Source organism: Mucilaginibacter litoreus (assembly GCF_042676805.1).
GTDB classification, from domain to species: Bacteria; Bacteroidota; Bacteroidia; order Sphingobacteriales; family Sphingobacteriaceae; genus Mucilaginibacter; species Mucilaginibacter litoreus.
This window is the reverse complement of the sequence record NZ_JBHTHZ010000002.1, coordinates 449,449-464,417: the sequence shown is the minus strand read 5'-3', so window position 1 is coordinate 464,417 and position 14,969 is coordinate 449,449. Positions and strand designations below refer to the sequence as shown.

General features: G+C 44.5%; 12 protein-coding genes. 4 read left to right on the top strand and 8 right to left on the bottom strand.

Translation table 11 applies throughout. The features are described from left to right. Window positions 1-20 precede the first annotated feature (20 nt). Entirely contained in the window at window positions 21-1,172 is a 1,152-nt protein-coding gene (locus ACFQZX_RS05470) for an acyl-CoA dehydrogenase family protein (protein ID WP_377112285.1), read from the top strand. A gap of 121 nt (window positions 1,173-1,293) precedes the next feature. Here ACFQZX_RS05470 and ACFQZX_RS05465 read toward each other — a convergent pair whose 3' ends face one another. Continuing rightward, on the bottom strand, window positions 1,294-1,890 hold the full coding sequence (locus ACFQZX_RS05465; protein ID WP_377112283.1) for a short chain dehydrogenase: 597 nt from the start codon (window positions 1,888-1,890) through the stop codon (window positions 1,294-1,296). Between the two features lie 112 nt (window positions 1,891-2,002). On the opposite strand from ACFQZX_RS05465, the gene ACFQZX_RS05460 reads away from it, so the two are divergent. Further along, on the top strand, window positions 2,003-2,362 hold the full coding sequence (locus ACFQZX_RS05460; protein ID WP_377112282.1) for a winged helix-turn-helix transcriptional regulator: 360 nt from the start codon (window positions 2,003-2,005) through the stop codon (window positions 2,360-2,362). A gap of 624 nt (window positions 2,363-2,986) precedes the next feature. Here the strand turns inward: ACFQZX_RS05460 and ACFQZX_RS05455 are convergent. Then, entirely contained in the window at window positions 2,987-3,352 is a 366-nt protein-coding gene (locus ACFQZX_RS05455) for a VOC family protein (protein WP_377112279.1), read from the bottom strand. A gap of 115 nt (window positions 3,353-3,467) precedes the next feature. Next, window positions 3,468-4,058: a fasciclin domain-containing protein gene (locus ACFQZX_RS05450; protein ID WP_377112276.1), complete on the bottom strand. Its 591-nt coding sequence runs from the start codon at window positions 4,056-4,058 to the stop codon at window positions 3,468-3,470. Window positions 4,059-4,486: 428 nt separating this feature from the next. Here ACFQZX_RS05450 and ACFQZX_RS05445 point away from each other — a divergent pair, with 428 nt between their 5' ends. After that, complete coding sequence (locus ACFQZX_RS05445) at window positions 4,487-5,179, top strand: HEAT repeat domain-containing protein (RefSeq protein ID WP_377112274.1); 693 nt, start codon at window positions 4,487-4,489, stop codon at window positions 5,177-5,179. 175 nt (window positions 5,180-5,354) lie between these two features. On the opposite strand, the gene ACFQZX_RS05440 is transcribed toward ACFQZX_RS05445, so the two are convergent. The 5 genes from ACFQZX_RS05440 to ACFQZX_RS05420 form a co-directional block, all read right to left on the bottom strand. Then, entirely contained in the window at window positions 5,355-8,492 is a 3,138-nt protein-coding gene (locus ACFQZX_RS05440; protein ID WP_377112271.1) for an efflux RND transporter permease subunit, read from the bottom strand. A gap of 131 nt (window positions 8,493-8,623) precedes the next feature. Beyond that, window positions 8,624-9,718, bottom strand: a complete 1,095-nt coding sequence (locus tag ACFQZX_RS05435; protein WP_377112268.1) for an efflux RND transporter periplasmic adaptor subunit — start codon at window positions 9,716-9,718, stop codon at window positions 8,624-8,626. Window positions 9,719-9,854: 136 nt separating this feature from the next. After that, entirely contained in the window at window positions 9,855-11,129 is a 1,275-nt protein-coding gene (locus ACFQZX_RS05430) for a TolC family protein (protein WP_377112265.1), read from the bottom strand. 81 nt (window positions 11,130-11,210) lie between these two features. Continuing rightward, window positions 11,211-12,584 carry a sensor histidine kinase gene (locus ACFQZX_RS05425; protein ID WP_377112262.1) on the bottom strand — a complete coding sequence of 458 codons (1,374 nt, stop codon included), beginning with the start codon at window positions 12,582-12,584 and terminating at the stop codon, window positions 11,211-11,213. A gap of 354 nt (window positions 12,585-12,938) precedes the next feature. After that, complete coding sequence (locus ACFQZX_RS05420; RefSeq protein ID WP_377112259.1) at window positions 12,939-13,616, bottom strand: response regulator transcription factor; 678 nt, start codon at window positions 13,614-13,616, stop codon at window positions 12,939-12,941. Window positions 13,617-13,725: 109 nt separating this feature from the next. On the opposite strand from ACFQZX_RS05420, the gene ACFQZX_RS05415 reads away from it, so the two are divergent. Next, a complete protein-coding gene (locus ACFQZX_RS05415; RefSeq protein ID WP_377112256.1) occupies window positions 13,726-14,928 on the top strand; it encodes an MFS transporter in 1,203 nt (400 codons plus the stop codon). The last annotated feature ends 41 nt before the right edge of the window (window positions 14,929-14,969 follow it).

Genomic DNA, 14,969 nt, shown 5'->3' with positions numbered 1-14,969 from the left:
CCAATTATAACAAACCAAATATGATACTAAATGACACAGCGGCCGATGAACAATTGGCCATGATACAACAAAGCGCACATGAGTTTGCGGAGCAGTATATACGCCCGTATGTAATGGACTGGGACGAGCGCCAGTATTTTCCGGCAGATCTGTTCCGCCAGTTGGGCGAATATGGCTTTATGGGCGTATTGGTGCCTGAACAATACGGCGGCAGCTGGTTGGACTATCAAACCTACATTACCATTATTGATGAGATAGCACAGGTATGCGGGTCTATAGGCCTATCGTTAGCCGCTCACAATTCACTTTGCACTAACCATATACTGATGTTTGGAAATGAGGCGCAAAAGGCTAAATATCTGCCCAAACTGGCAAGCGGGCAATGGCTTGGGGCCTGGGGACTAACTGAAACCGGCACCGGATCAGACGCGGGGGGCATGAGTACCACCGCCATGCAGGACGGAGACCACTGGATACTCAACGGCTCAAAAAACTTCATTACACATGCTATAAGCGGCGATGTTGTGGTAGTTATAGTGCGCACCGGCGAAAAGGGCGACTCGCATGCTATGACTGCCTTTGTAGTTGAAAAGGGAACTCCTGGTTTTACATCTGGTAAAAAAGAAAACAAGATGGGCATGCGCGCCTCAGAAACCGCCTGCCTGTTTTTTGATAATTGCCGCGTGCCTGCTGCAAACATTTTGGGCGAAGTTGGTGAAGGATTCATACAATCACTTAAGGTACTTGATGGCGGCCGTATCTCGATAGCTGCTTTATCACTTGGTATTGCAAAAGGCGCTTATAAGGCAGCTATTGCTTACTCCAAAGAAAGGGAGCAGTTTGGCAGGCCGATCAGTCAGTTTCAGGCTATTGCGTTTAAATTGGCAGATATGGCTACTAAGATAGAAGCTGCGGAGCTACTGATACGCAAAGCCGGACACTTAAAGGACAGCGGTCAGAAATGCACAAAATTTTCGGCTATGGCAAAATATTACGCATCAGAAGTATGTGTGGAAGTAGCTAATGAAAGTCTGCAGATACATGGTGGTTATGGCTATACTAAAGACTATCCCGCCGAAAAGTATTACCGCGACGCTAAACTTTGCACCATAGGTGAAGGTACATCTGAGATACAAAAGGTAGTAATATCCAGGTTGCTTTTGGAAGAATAGTCATTGGGTCATTGGGTCATTGGGTCATTGGGTCATTTAAAGAATTGCGAACACTTATTTTGTTTGCAACACAAAATGACCCAATGACAACGCATCGCGTAATGACCCAATGAATCTATCATTATAAAACCTTATACGCCTGGCCGGTTTGTGCGCCTAAAACGCTTTTTACATAAGCCTGGGCTACCCGGTGCATAGATACCGGTATATGACCAGGGAAAAATGGAAAATAAGCGGGCGACTCTTCAACTACATCCGGGCCAACGGCGTTGATGCGTACGCCGTTCTCCAGTTCAATGGCGGCGGCTTTTACAAAGGCATCCAACGCGCCGTTGATGGTACTTAATGATGCGCCCAGCACAATCGGGTCTTCACCCAAACTGCCGGAGGTTAGCGTAAACGAACCTTTAGGATTGATGTAATGCTGACCGATAAGTACAACGTTAATCTGCCCCATCAGTTTGCTATCAAGGCCTACCCGGAAATTGGCATCGGTCATTTCCTTAAGCGGACCAAAATGGCCATCACCGGTAGTGCTTACAAGGGCATCAAATAGGCCAACTTGTTCAAACAGGTTTTTTATGGATTCCGGGTTGGCAATATCTACCTGGTAGTCGCCGCTTTTTGAACCAACTTTTACTATCTCATTATTTTCCTGCAGGGCGTTAACTACATGTTTACCAATGGTGCCGGTAGCGCCAATAATTATTATTTTCATAACCTTTTATATTTATTTGATGACGAAGTTAGGCTAATACTTTACTTTTGTCAAGTAGTTACCTTTTTGTCTACTAATGACAATTTTGTTGTAATTTCACGGTATTAAAGATATGGAAGAAAAAAATATTGAAAAATATCACGGCGCCGACGAATGCCCCATCACTGCCACCATTGATGTGATCGGGGGGAAATGGAAACCGCCCATACTTTGGTTGCTGCTTAAGGGGCCGATGCGTTTTGGCGAGCTGCATAAAACCATCCCCGGCATGGCGCTGAAAGTGCTGTCGCGCACCTTAAAAGAACTGGAAACGGACGGCATTATCATACGCAAAGCCTACCCCGAGATACCCCCCAGGGTAGAGTACTCGTTAAGCCCTAAGGGGGAATCGCTCCGGCAAATCATGACCCTCCTGTCCGACTGGAGCCGGGAACATATTATGGGTGAAGTAATGACCGAGCACAGCAAATAGATCTGCATGTTCACGAACACACAAGTGAACATTGTGAACACACATAATTAATTGATGATCAGATCTATGAGAATAATGGTGACATATCAATGTCAGATCAGGTAATTAGGCACATTGAGGCAATCGCTCAGTGGGTTTCTCAAACGAGATTATCGTTCCCCTCTCTGGAGGGATTAGGGGTGGGTTTTTCCAGGTGCAAGGAAAAAATCACAAAGCGATCCTTATGCTTGCGCAAGCTTGTAGCTCGTGGAGCTCTTGGGGTGATACTTATCGGTTGTGCAGGCGCTTAACCCTCCCCTAACCCCTCCGAGGAGGGGAACGCTGAGCTTATCTGAAAATTTGCAGGCTTACTAATGGTTCGACAGGCTCACCATGACCTATCAACAATCAGTTGGAACACGAGCTGCAAGCTCGCGCCAGCACGCGAACGCTGAGCTTATCTGAAAATTTACAGACTTGCTAATGGTTCGACAGGCTCACTATGACTCCGGCTGAAAAACCGCAAGCTTGCGCCAGCACGCGCTTAACCCTCCCCTAACCCCTCCAGAGAGGGAACTTTACTGCAAACGCTACTGCTGCTACGACTACCTTTCGCCTTTTACCTCTTAGCTTTCACCTCAAATATCATCCATTAAACTGCCCAAAGTGCCATAGTATGCCGGATGGGTCATGCAGGAAGCACTCTTTGCCCCAGTCGTCGGTGCGGACGGGTGAGAGGCGGGCCCCGGGATATCTGGAGGGCAAATCAAGGGCCTGCAGTTCGGCATAGTAGCGGTCGGCATCGTCAACCTCCAAAAATATCATGGTGTTGTCTACCCAGTCCTTAGCGTAATATTTTTGCAGGTAAAAGGCTATCTGCCCTATCTTAAATACCGACATATCCGGCGATATAACAAACTCCTCGAAACCCAGGTCGCGGTAAAAGCTGCGGGATAGTTCATAATCCCTGGCGCCAATAAACGGGCGGATAGATTTGATGTTATGCTGCATAGGTTTATGGGTTAATGGTATCAAACTTAAACAATATCAACCGCATTACCACAAACAAAAGCCCGACTGTTTATACAGCCGGGCCATCGTTATAAATTAAAATTGACTTGTTACGTTATTTGGTAGGTAGCAATACGATGTTCAAACCATTCACTACGCCGGTACCGCCTACAAGGTCATACAATACTACCTGCGCACTGTTGCCGGCGGCATTAGTAAGTTGCAGCTTTTTATCGGCGGTTATGCCAAGGGTAAGCGTCTGTCCGTCTATTGTAGTTAATGTGGCCTTACCTTTACCAGCGTTAAGCGCCTTGATAATTCCGGCTTTATCATATTTACCATTTACTACGTGGCCTTTTAAAACGGTTGCCAACTGGGTTTTATCTTTCATTAAAGCATCCAGCTTATCTGCAGGGATTGCAGAGAACGCGTTATTGTTTGGTGCAAAAATGGTATATGGCCCACCTGTTGCCAGTGTTGAATCCAGTCCGGCTGTTTTTACGGCATTAAATGCTGTGGAGTAGTCGGCGTTGCTTTGCAGTGCCTGTACTACGTTGGCAGCATCTGCCTGGGCAGGCTGAGTTGTTGTTGTGGTTGCTGTTTTTTGAGTGGTATCCTGAGTTGTTTGCCCGAATACGTTATTAGCAGCAGCACTCAAAAATAATACGGCACCAACTGCTAAAATGGATCTTCTGATGTTATTCATATACTCAATTTATTTGGTTAATGCGTAAGTGTATGTGCCGATAGTGTATGTTTTTGTTAATTACAACTGTTCAAACGCTTAAATTGTTCGATAGATTGTCTTGCAAACAATATACCAGCTTTTAAAAGCTGGTTTTCAGGATATTAAAAATGAGATTTATGGATAGTATACATTAAACAAGCGCTTTTTAATATATTTCACCTCATGAAAAAGCACCTCATCCTTATCTTTTTGTTTGTGACAGGTTTAACTGTATCAGCTATCAATATACCTCTGTATAGGTATCAGGTTTAATTGGATGGACTTTTATCGGCTACTTTGATTAAAGCTTTGTCTACAACGTCATCATATGCGCGTAATTATTTATAAACAAGTAATCAGCAAGCGCGGCAATTTTTTTTACATATAGTAGTGGCTATAATAACGAAATGAAAGCAGATTTAGAACTAACATATTTAAGGTTGTTAAAAAAACCTAAAAAGTCTAAAGAAGAAATCGAAGAACAAGAACAACTAAGACATATGTTAACGGAAGAGTTACAAAAAGAACTTAAACAATTGTCAGTTGAACTTGAGCAGGCGGAATGTAAATATACTGATCCTTGGGATTTGGTTAATACATCAGAACCCTATCCGGAAGTGATTGACATACTCATTAAACACCTGTCAAAAAATTACCATAAGCGAAATAAGGAAGGAATTGTAAGAGCACTTACAGTAAAGGAAGCAAAAGGTAAAGCTAATGCTGCTTTGATCCATGAATATAATAAAACTTCAAAAAATAAAGATAATCTTAGTTTAAGATGGGCTTTGGGTAATGCAATCTATAACATAGTTACTAAAAATGATATAGCCAGTATTATTGACATTGTTAAAAATAAAGCCAATGGGGAATCAAGGGAAAGGTTTGTTTTAGCTTTGGGCAAAATAAAGTTAGCAGAGTCAGAGACTACATTGATTGAGCTTTTGGATGATAGCGAGATGATTGTACCAGCCTTACAAGCATTAGTAATTTTAAAGTCTCAAAAAGCCAAAACCAAAATTAGCTTATTGACCAATAATTCAAATGCTCTACTAAAAAAGGAAGCTTCCAAAGCGCTAAAGAAAATAGAAATTAAATAACGTTGACTCTTCATCCCGGCGGATTGTTTTACTTGATTTTTAAAATTCCGCCGATACAATATACTCTTCAACTTATTAATGCCCCATCTCCTTTTAATCAGTGCTCAAACTAATAATTGCATACCCTGCAGGCCTTGCGCCTGCCAAACATGGGTATGCAATTTCAAACAATAAACTAAGCACTCACTACACCTATCCTTTTTAACAGTTTGCGGTTTTCGCGCCGGTGTATCAAACGGTACACGATGGAGTAAATAACCGGTAATATTAAGAGGGTAAGTATAGTTGAAGTTACTAAACCGCCTATCACCACAATGGCAAGGGGTTTTTGGGTTTCGCTGCCTATGCCGGTTGATATGGCGGCAGGCATCAAACCAATGGCGGCCATCAGGGCGGTCATCACCACCGGGCGCACGCGCGATATCACGCCTTCCAGTATAGCTGTATTAAGCGGCATATGCTCTTCCAGGTTTTTCTTGAACACCGATATCAGTATCACCCCGTTCTGGATACAAACGCCAAACAAGGCAATAAAACCGATGCCTGCAGATATACTGAAATTAGTGTGTGTAATATGCAGCGCCAGTATACCGCCTATCAGGGCAAAAGGAACGTTCAGGATAACCAACACGGCATCTTTGGCATTACCGAAAGTAATATACAATATCAGGAAGATCACCAGCAAACAGATCGGCACTACGTGCGATAATGTGTTTGAGGCGCGTATCTGGTTCTCAAACTCGCCGTTCCAGGTAAAGGAGTAGCCTTGCTGCAATTTCACATGGCCGTTCACTTTCTTTTGCGCTTCAGCAATGGTACTGCCCAAGTCGCGGCCACGCACCGAGAATTTGACTGCTATGTAGCGCGTGTTATTATCCCTGAAGATAAATGCCGGACCGGTCAGTTGTTTAATTGTTGATATTTCCTTTATGGAGATCTTTGAACCGTTGAGGGTTGGCACCATCAGGTTCTCTATTTTTTCTTCAGTATCGCGGTATTGTTTTTGGTAACGTATGCGGATATCAAACTTACGCTCCCCTTCATACAATTGTGTTGCAGCTTTACCGCCGATGGCCATTTCAATAACGGCGTTGGCATCGGCAGTAGATACACCGTAAAGCGCCATTTTTTGCTGATCGAGCTCTATCCGAAATTCGGGCTGGCCAAGGTTGCGCAGTACGCCAAGGTCATCAACGCCCTGTACGCCTTTTAGCTGCGCCATTACCTCGTCAGCCTTTTTATCCAGTTCCTGAAAATCAGGCCCGAAGATCTTAACCGCCATGCTGGCGTTTACACCGGCTACGGCCTCATCAACGTTATCACGTATTGGCTGCGAGTAGTTGTATACAATGCCCGGCAGCTTGCGCAATTGGGTGTCCATCTCGTCTATCAGTTCCTCTTCAGTCAACCCGCGTTTCCATTCTTTTTTGGGTTTAAGGTCAACCTGTATCTGCACGTTAAAGAAACCCTTAGGGTCGGTACCATCATTGGTACGGCCTACCTGTGCCAACGTTTGCTTTACCTCCGGGAATTTCTCCAGTATCTGCATCATTTTCTGGTTGATGCCTTCTGCCTGGTTGAGCGATACGCTCATCGGCAGCTCTGCTTCTACCCAAAGGGCACCTTCGTTAAGCTCCGGTAGAAACTCCGTACCCAAAAATTTAGCCGAAAAGAATGTCAGCAACATAAATACCAGGGCGATGATCAAACTCAGTTTCTGGTTTTTATAAGTAAAACCAAACATCCTGCGTATGCCGTTTTCAAAGAAGCTTACTACAGGGTTATGCTTTTCTTTTACGTTCTTTTTAAGCAGAATGCTTGACAGAGCAGGCACCAGCGTAAGCGTAAACAGCAGCGCGCCCAGTAAGGCAAAACCTAAAGTATATGCCAGTGGCGAGAACATTTTACCCTCTACCTTCTGGAAAGCGAAGATGGGTATCAAACAGGTGATGATGATCAATTTGGAGAAGAAGATCGCCTTGCCCATTTCGGCGCCTACATTTTTGAACAGGCCGAGCTTGGCTATTTTATTGAATTTCTCCATGCCCAACTCCTTGGCCCGATGGTCGAGCGCAACGAAAATCCCCTCTACCATCACCACCGCGCCGTCTATAATGATACCAAAGTCCACCGCTCCCATCGACAGCAGGTTGGCCGTCATGCCCTTGATGCGCATACATATAAAGGCAAACAACAGGGCCAACGGGATAATGATGGCCACGGTAAGCGTAGTACGCCAGTCGGCCATGAAAAAGAATACGATTACCGTTACCAGGATGATACCTTCCAGCAGGTTATGTATTACCGTTTCGGTACAGAAATCCATCAGGTTGGTACGGTCGTAAAAAGTATCGATCTTAACATCTTTTGGCAGGATGTTATTGTTCAGGTCGGCTACCTTTTCGCGGATCTTATCGAGTACAATTGCCGGGTTCTCACCCTTACGCATCACGATTATACCCTCAATAACGTCCTTCTGCCTGTCGCGGCTTACCTGGCCAAGGCGCGGCAAACCGCTTTCCTTAATATCGGCCACGTTGCGGGCAAGGATAGGTACGTTATTTACATTTTTAATGATGATGTTCTGTATCTCGCTGATGTTATTTATCAAACCGATACCCCTAACCACAAAGGCCTGGTCGTTCTTCTCAATTACATCGCCCCCTACGTTGATATTGCTGCGGTTGATGGCATTATAAACATCGAGAGAAGTAAGGCCATATTTTTGAAGCAAGGCCGGGTTAACACTTACCTCGTATGTTTTTTCTTCGCCGCCAAAGCTGTTCACATCGGCAACACCGGGAATAGATTTGAACTGGCGATCCAATACCCAATCCTGTATAGCGGTAAGCTCATGAATTGAGGCAGTTTTGCTTTTTAAGGTATAACGGTAGATCTCTCCTGTAGGGCCGTAAGGAGGCTCTACTTCGGGTTTAACGCCGTCGGGCAGTTCGGCGTTCATGAGGCGGCTCAGCACCTGCTGGCGCGCAAAGGCATCGTCTACATCGTCATCAAAAATAATGCGCAGGTACGACAATCCGAATGATGATGTGGTTCGCAGGTTGACTTTTTTCTGTACCGAGTTCAACACAGTTTCCATCGGGATGGTCACCATTTTTTCTACTTCCTCGGCGCTACGGCCTGGCCATTGAGCTATTACGATGATCTGCGTATTGGTAACGTCCGGAAACGTCTCGATAGGGGTATTCAAGTAGCTCCAGACGCCCAATACAGCCAGCACCGTTGTCAGAAAGAATACCATCGCCCGGTGCCTGAGCGAAAAGTATATGATATTTTTTATTAGCTTATTCATTTTGAGAGAGTCAGGAATCAAGCGTCAGGAGTCAGGAATTGAGATGATTTTATCCCGCATTCCGGTTCTTATATCTTGATTCTATTGTTATTTCTTGCTTCTTGGTTCTCGCTTCTTGGTTCTATTTACTATTAGTCTTCCGTTAAAGCATTATACAACAACAGCTGGCTTTTTGAGATCACCTTATCGCCAGGCTTTAAGCCCGATGATATATAAGTAACATCATCAACTGTTTTAATGATGCTTACCGGGCGCACCTGCAGGTCGCACTTGCTGTTATAAACCACCACAAAGTTTTTACTGCTATCAAAAATCACTGCCGATGAGGGTATAGCTACCGAGCTGGAGGCCTCTTTATTGGTAATCACCACGTTGGTAAACATTTCCGGTTTCAGCAGCATGTCCTGGTTATTTAGTGCAATGCGCACCTTCATTACCTTGTTATCCGGGTCAAGTACCGAGCTTATTTCATCTATCTTGCCATTAAAAACCTTATCCGGATAGGCAAGGGTGGTTATCCTGGCATCGTAACCTTTTTTTACCTTGGCTATATCTGTTTCAAATACGTTAGCCCATATCCATACATCCTTCATGTCTGATATGGTGAAAAGGCTACTGCTATTGTCAGGACGGATAAAGTTACCTGCCGATATATTTTTCTCTACCACATAGCCACTTCCAGGTGCTTTTATGACCAAAGAGCCGCTGGCGCTGGTGTTACCGCCACCGTTAATAGCTATCTGCTGGCGTACTTTGCTGTTTGCCGCAACCGCTTTATTGTAATTTTCTTTTGCTTCGGTATAATCGCGCTCGCTGGAGATACCGTTTTTGTACAGGTATTCGGCTTGCTCCAGCTGGCGTTTAGCTATTGAAAGGTCTGATTTAGTAGCATCCAGGTCGGTGTAATTACCGGCTACATCCGCACTGCGCAATACTGCAAGCGTTTGGCCTTTGGTTACCTTATCGCCAAGCGATACCTTTACCTGTACTACCTGCCCGCTGGTTGTCGGGAACACCTTTACAACTTTGTTTTCGTCGAATGATACTTCGCCGGAAAGCGTGAGTTCATCTTTCATAGGTGTGCTTTTAGCGGTATCTATCTTTACCATTTTAGATAGCGAATCGCTTATGCAAACCTGTTTGGTTTCCATGGTTCCTGTTTTTTTTTCCTGGCAACCGGCAAGGCCAACTAAACCAAGGCCTATATATATGAATTGCTTTTTCATCGAATTATTGAGTGGATTTCAATTATTGAATTATTGAATTAGTGAATGGTGCTTTTACTTTATGCCCCCTCTAAATCTCACCCGAAGGGGGAGACTTAACTAAGCCCTCCCTATTGGGGAGGGTTTGGGTGGGGCTTTACAGCGGATCAACTACTGTTGTGCCTACGGCCAGGTTAAGATCGGCAATGGCTTTTTGCAGGTTAAGCTGCTGCTGTAAAATCTTTAATTTAGTTTCGCGGTACGAGTCGAAAAAATCTACGAACTCCTGCAGGTTGATCTGTTTTAACTGAAAGGCCTTGGCCATACCCCGGTAAAGCTGATCGTACTTGTTATAAAAATCGTCTTCTTGTTTGGTGAGCAACTGCTGGCTCAACTTAAATTGCTGCACCGCAGAGTATACATCATTGTTTAGCTGCAGCTCGCTGTTTTTCACAATGTATTCCTGGCTTTGGGCCGCAAGCTTTGCGTTTTTAATGTTGCCCTGGTTACGGTTGAATAATGGCAGCGGCAGACTGATCTCCAGCCCCACATAGTTATTGGCATAGCTGCTATGCTGATCGTAGGTACTACCAATAGTAACATCGGGCACGGCCATGGCTTTTTGCAGCGCCAGGTTGTGGTTGTTCTGGTTAAGCAGGTACTGGTTGGCCAGGTAATCGCCACGGTTGGCTTTCGCCTGCTCAACCAGTGCTGCTGCATTTAAAACCGTATCGGTATTGTTAAAAGTTATCTGAGGGGCTATAAATTTCGATGGGTCAACCACAAGCAGTGTTTTCAGTTCGCTTTGCAGGTCGTTTATCTGGCGGTCTATCTCTACCAGGTCGTTTTGCAGGCCAAATAATAATGCCTTTAAACGGATAAGATCTTTAAGCGAGTTATTCCCGCTTTGGTACGATTTATCAATGGCGTTAACCATATTGGCCGCCGATGTAATTTCGGTTTGATACACCTTCCGCTGATCTACCAGGTTAGCTACCTGCGAAAGATCAAGCAGCAGGTTATACCGCAGGTTACGCATCAGATCATTAAACTGGGCTTGCTGTATCTGTACGCCATCCTGTGCTACCTGTACCTGTTTGCCGCGTTTGCCCGCGGTTTTAAATACCTGGCTTAGTTGTACCAGTATCTGGCCGCCGCCATTGCTGTGGTCAAAAAACTTTTTGCCGGCATCGGTGATATTCTGATCGGTGCTTAAGGTGGGGTTATCCCAAAGCTTTGCCTGCTTTACAAGCGCCTGCGAGGCATCAACGTTATATTTCTGAGCAAGCAGTTCGAGGTTGTTATTGATAAATAGTTTTTCGGCTTCTTTAGATGTGATCCTTAATGTATCTGTTTGCGCCAACGCACGGCTGCCGGCAAATACCAATAACAAAAAGGAAATAGCCAATAATTTACATTCTCTGAGTAACATTAGTGCAATTGTTTGATAGAACCAAAACTATTGCACCTGTATTAGAGCGGCATTAAAACTAAATTAGAATGGCATTAGAAATTATGCCTGGGTATTGCTTTTTAAAAACTCAACTGTAAAAACGGCCCCTGCACCGCCGCCGGATGTAACCTTTATAGATCCTTTAAACAGTTCAATTATCTTACTGGTGATGTAAAGCCCTATGCCACTGCCCGCAGTCGACTTATCTTTATTAATCCTGAAAAAAGGCTGAAAAATACGCTCTCTGAACTCCGGAGCTATACCTGCACCCTCATCAGTAACAGATATACGGATACCGGAACCGGTTGCTTCAAAACCTAAAGTAACGGGCTTATTGTAAGAGTATTTAAAGGCATTATCTATAAGGTTGTTTAAAGCCATGAACAACAACTGCTTATGTGCCAATATGGTAAGCAGTTCTTCATCGGCAGGCAGTTCGGCTAATTGCAATTTAAGTTTACCAGGGCCTTTACGCTGTGTCCATTGTTCCTCAAGCTCCCATATCAACTCATCCACCCGTACTGCAGATAGTTTCGCCTGGGTGTAGTTAAGGTCAATCTGGGCCAGTTCCATCAGGCTGGTTATGGTTTCCTGCAAACGGGCGCCGTCATGGGCTATAGAGGCCAGTATCCGTTTATATTCATCGGCATCACGCGGCTTATCCAGCGCCACCTCTACCTCTCCCATTATACTGGTAAGCGGTGTACGTAACTCATGCGATGCATTAGCTACAAAAGTTTGCTGCAGCTCAAAGGCGTTTTGAAGGTGGGCAAGCAATGCGTTAAAGTTATCTATCAGCTCGGCAATCTCATCCCTGTTCCTTACCTGCTTAACCCGCAGATGCAGGTTGCTCGATCGTATGCTTCGTATCTGCGAAATAATACTATCTACCGGCGACAATGCCCTCTGCGCAAATTTACGGCCAGCGAAAAATAATATGATGCCAAATACCACAAAGAGCACGCTGGCAATTTTAGCTAAGATGATCATCCTTCGTTTAGAGCTTACATCAATCGCCGAGGCAAGTATCACAAAATCGCCCTGGTTGTCGTGGTAATACCGGCCCACCACTTTGCGTTTTCCTTCCTCGTAGGCTATGTGGCCGTCTTTCCTAACCTGGTTGATAATGTCTTTGGTCCAGTAAATATTATGGTCCATTTTAAAGGCCGATAGGTTATTCTGATCGTAGATACGCACCACTTCTCCCGAAAGCCTTTCCAGGTATTCGCGTTGGATCTTTAACATCGAATCGGCAGCAAGCTCATCTGCCTTTAAGTATAGTTTAGATGCCAGGTTGGTACGGTCGGTAAGTCGGTTATAAAAATCGGCGGTAAAAAATGAATACACCGCAATATAAAGCGCCACTAACACCAGCAACAACGAGCCGGAACTGATCAGCGTAAAATATAATGATAGACGGGTTTTTATTTTCAATTTATGATCTGTTTATTAGTCCTTAATACTATAGGCCCCCTCTAAATCTCCCCCATCAGGGGAGACTTTATAAAGCTTTAAAACATTACTCCTGAAGCCCTCCCTTCCGGGGAGGGTTGGGTGGGGCTTTTCCTCTAAATCTCCCCCGTTAGGGGAGACTTTTCAAAGCTCTTGATTTTCAAAGTCCTCCCTATCGGAGAGGGTTTGGGTGGGGCTTTTCCTTTTTAGCCCCTCTAAATCTTCCCCGTTAGGGGAGACTTTCAAAGCTCTTATTGATTTTCCCTAAAGCCCTCCCTAATGGGGAGGATTTGGGTGGGGCCACTCCCCCCAAAGAAAGGTGGGTGAAGCTTCTTCCTAATCTTTTAAAATATACCCCATTCCTATAACCGTATGTATCAGCTTTTTATCAAAACCTTTCTGAATCTTATTGCGCAGGTAATTTACATATACATCAACCATGTTAGTTCCGGTATCAAAATTTATTCCCCATACGCGCTCCATAATGTACTCGCGAGAGAGCAGCTTATTAGGGTTTTTAATAAATAGTTCAAGCAGGCTGTACTCTTTAGCAGTAAGGTTGATCTGTTTACCTGCACGCTCTGCGGTTTTATCCCAGGTATTCAGGCGCAATTCGCCAAAACTAAGCACATGGCTATCGCCTTCAGCCATTTTTTTGCGGCGAAGCAAAGCTTCAATACGCGCCAGCAACTCACTGAAATGAAAAGGTTTAACCAGGTAATCGTCGGCACCAGAATGCAGGCCGTTAACCTTGTCGTCTATTGTTCCCAGCGCGCTAAGCATCAATACGGGTACCTGTGGTTGCTCTGTACGCAGCTGGCGGCATAGCTCGATGCCTGTCATATCGGGCAGCATTACATCCAGGATAATGAGGTCATAATCATGGCTGTCGGTCAGTTTGAAAGCATCTTCGCCTGTAGCAGCAACATCTACTTCATAATTGTGCTCATTGAGCCCTTTTTTTATAAAAGACGATACCTTTTCTTCATCTTCAACAACGCAGATTCTGATCATTTAAAATTGTATTTGTCAGTTTACTTTCACAAATATACGCAGCCGGAAGATATAAGTTTAGCAAGGGTTTGATAGCTATATCCATTTACTTACGTTTGCACCCGAAACTATGAGCATGGTCGCAGAAAACAGCAAGCTACATCCGGCAATTATACCTGTAATGGCAGTTGCCGCAGGGGTAACCGTAGCCAACATCTATTATAATCAGCCCATACTTAAGGACATTGGCCAGTCTGTTCACGCTACCGGTGCAGAAATTGGCAAGGTTGCCATGTTTTCTCAACTGGGTTACGGCCTGGGCATGTTTTTTTTGATACCCTTGGGCGATAAGGTGAACCGCAAACGGCTTATCCTGTTATTAAGTATACTGCTGATGGTGGCTTTGGCGGGGTTTAGCTTTGCTACCCGTATTTACCAGGTATATGCAATAAGCCTGCTGGTGGGATTATTAGCTACATCCGCCCAAATTTTGATGCCAATGGCGGCAACTTTAGATAGTGTGAACCGCGGCAAAACCGTCGGTAAAGTTTTTAGCGGGATATTGGTTGGTATTTTGGGTGCCCGTGTCATCAGCGGTTTAATTGCCGACTGGTTGGGCTGGCGATGGGTTTACGGCATATCGGCCATTATGGTCTTCATTTCGGCTATCCTGCTAAAAGTGTATTTGCCCAATGTACCGCCTAAGTTTAAAGGCAATTATGCAGGGTTACTTAAATCGGCCCTTTCAATGGTTGGCGAATTTAAAATTTTGCGCCAGGCCGCCTTGTTAGGCTTTTTCACATTTGGCATTTTCTGCTCATTCTGGACAACCCTCACCTTTCATTTGAGCGCAGCACCACTTAATTATTCAGTAAGCACTATCGGTTTATTTGGTTTTATTGCTATTGGCGGCGCGTTGGTTGCACCCTGGTTTGGTAAACTGGCTGATAAAGGCAATACGCATCGCTCATTAATTATCTCTGTTGGGATGATCATCGGCAGCGTTATATTGCTTAAAGTACTGCCCTATTCGTTAGCTGCTCTTATCATCGCCATTTTCTTTTTAGACATCGGTGTACAGGCCACTCAGATAACCAACTTTGCGCGCATTTACAGTTTGGATGAGCATTCGCACAGCAGGTTAAACACCATTTACATGACCACCTATTTTATAGGCGGCTCGGCCGGTACCTACTTTGGCCTGTTATCATGGAAGCTTGGCGGGTGGGACATGAGCACCTGGCAAATGCTGCTTTGGGGTTTTGTAGCTATTGTTATTGTAATGCTAAGTAAATACGCCCCGAAGCGCCTTAATGGAAAAGAAAAAGTTTAAATTTTTAAATTCAACTTCTAAAAATTAAACTTAAGTCACTA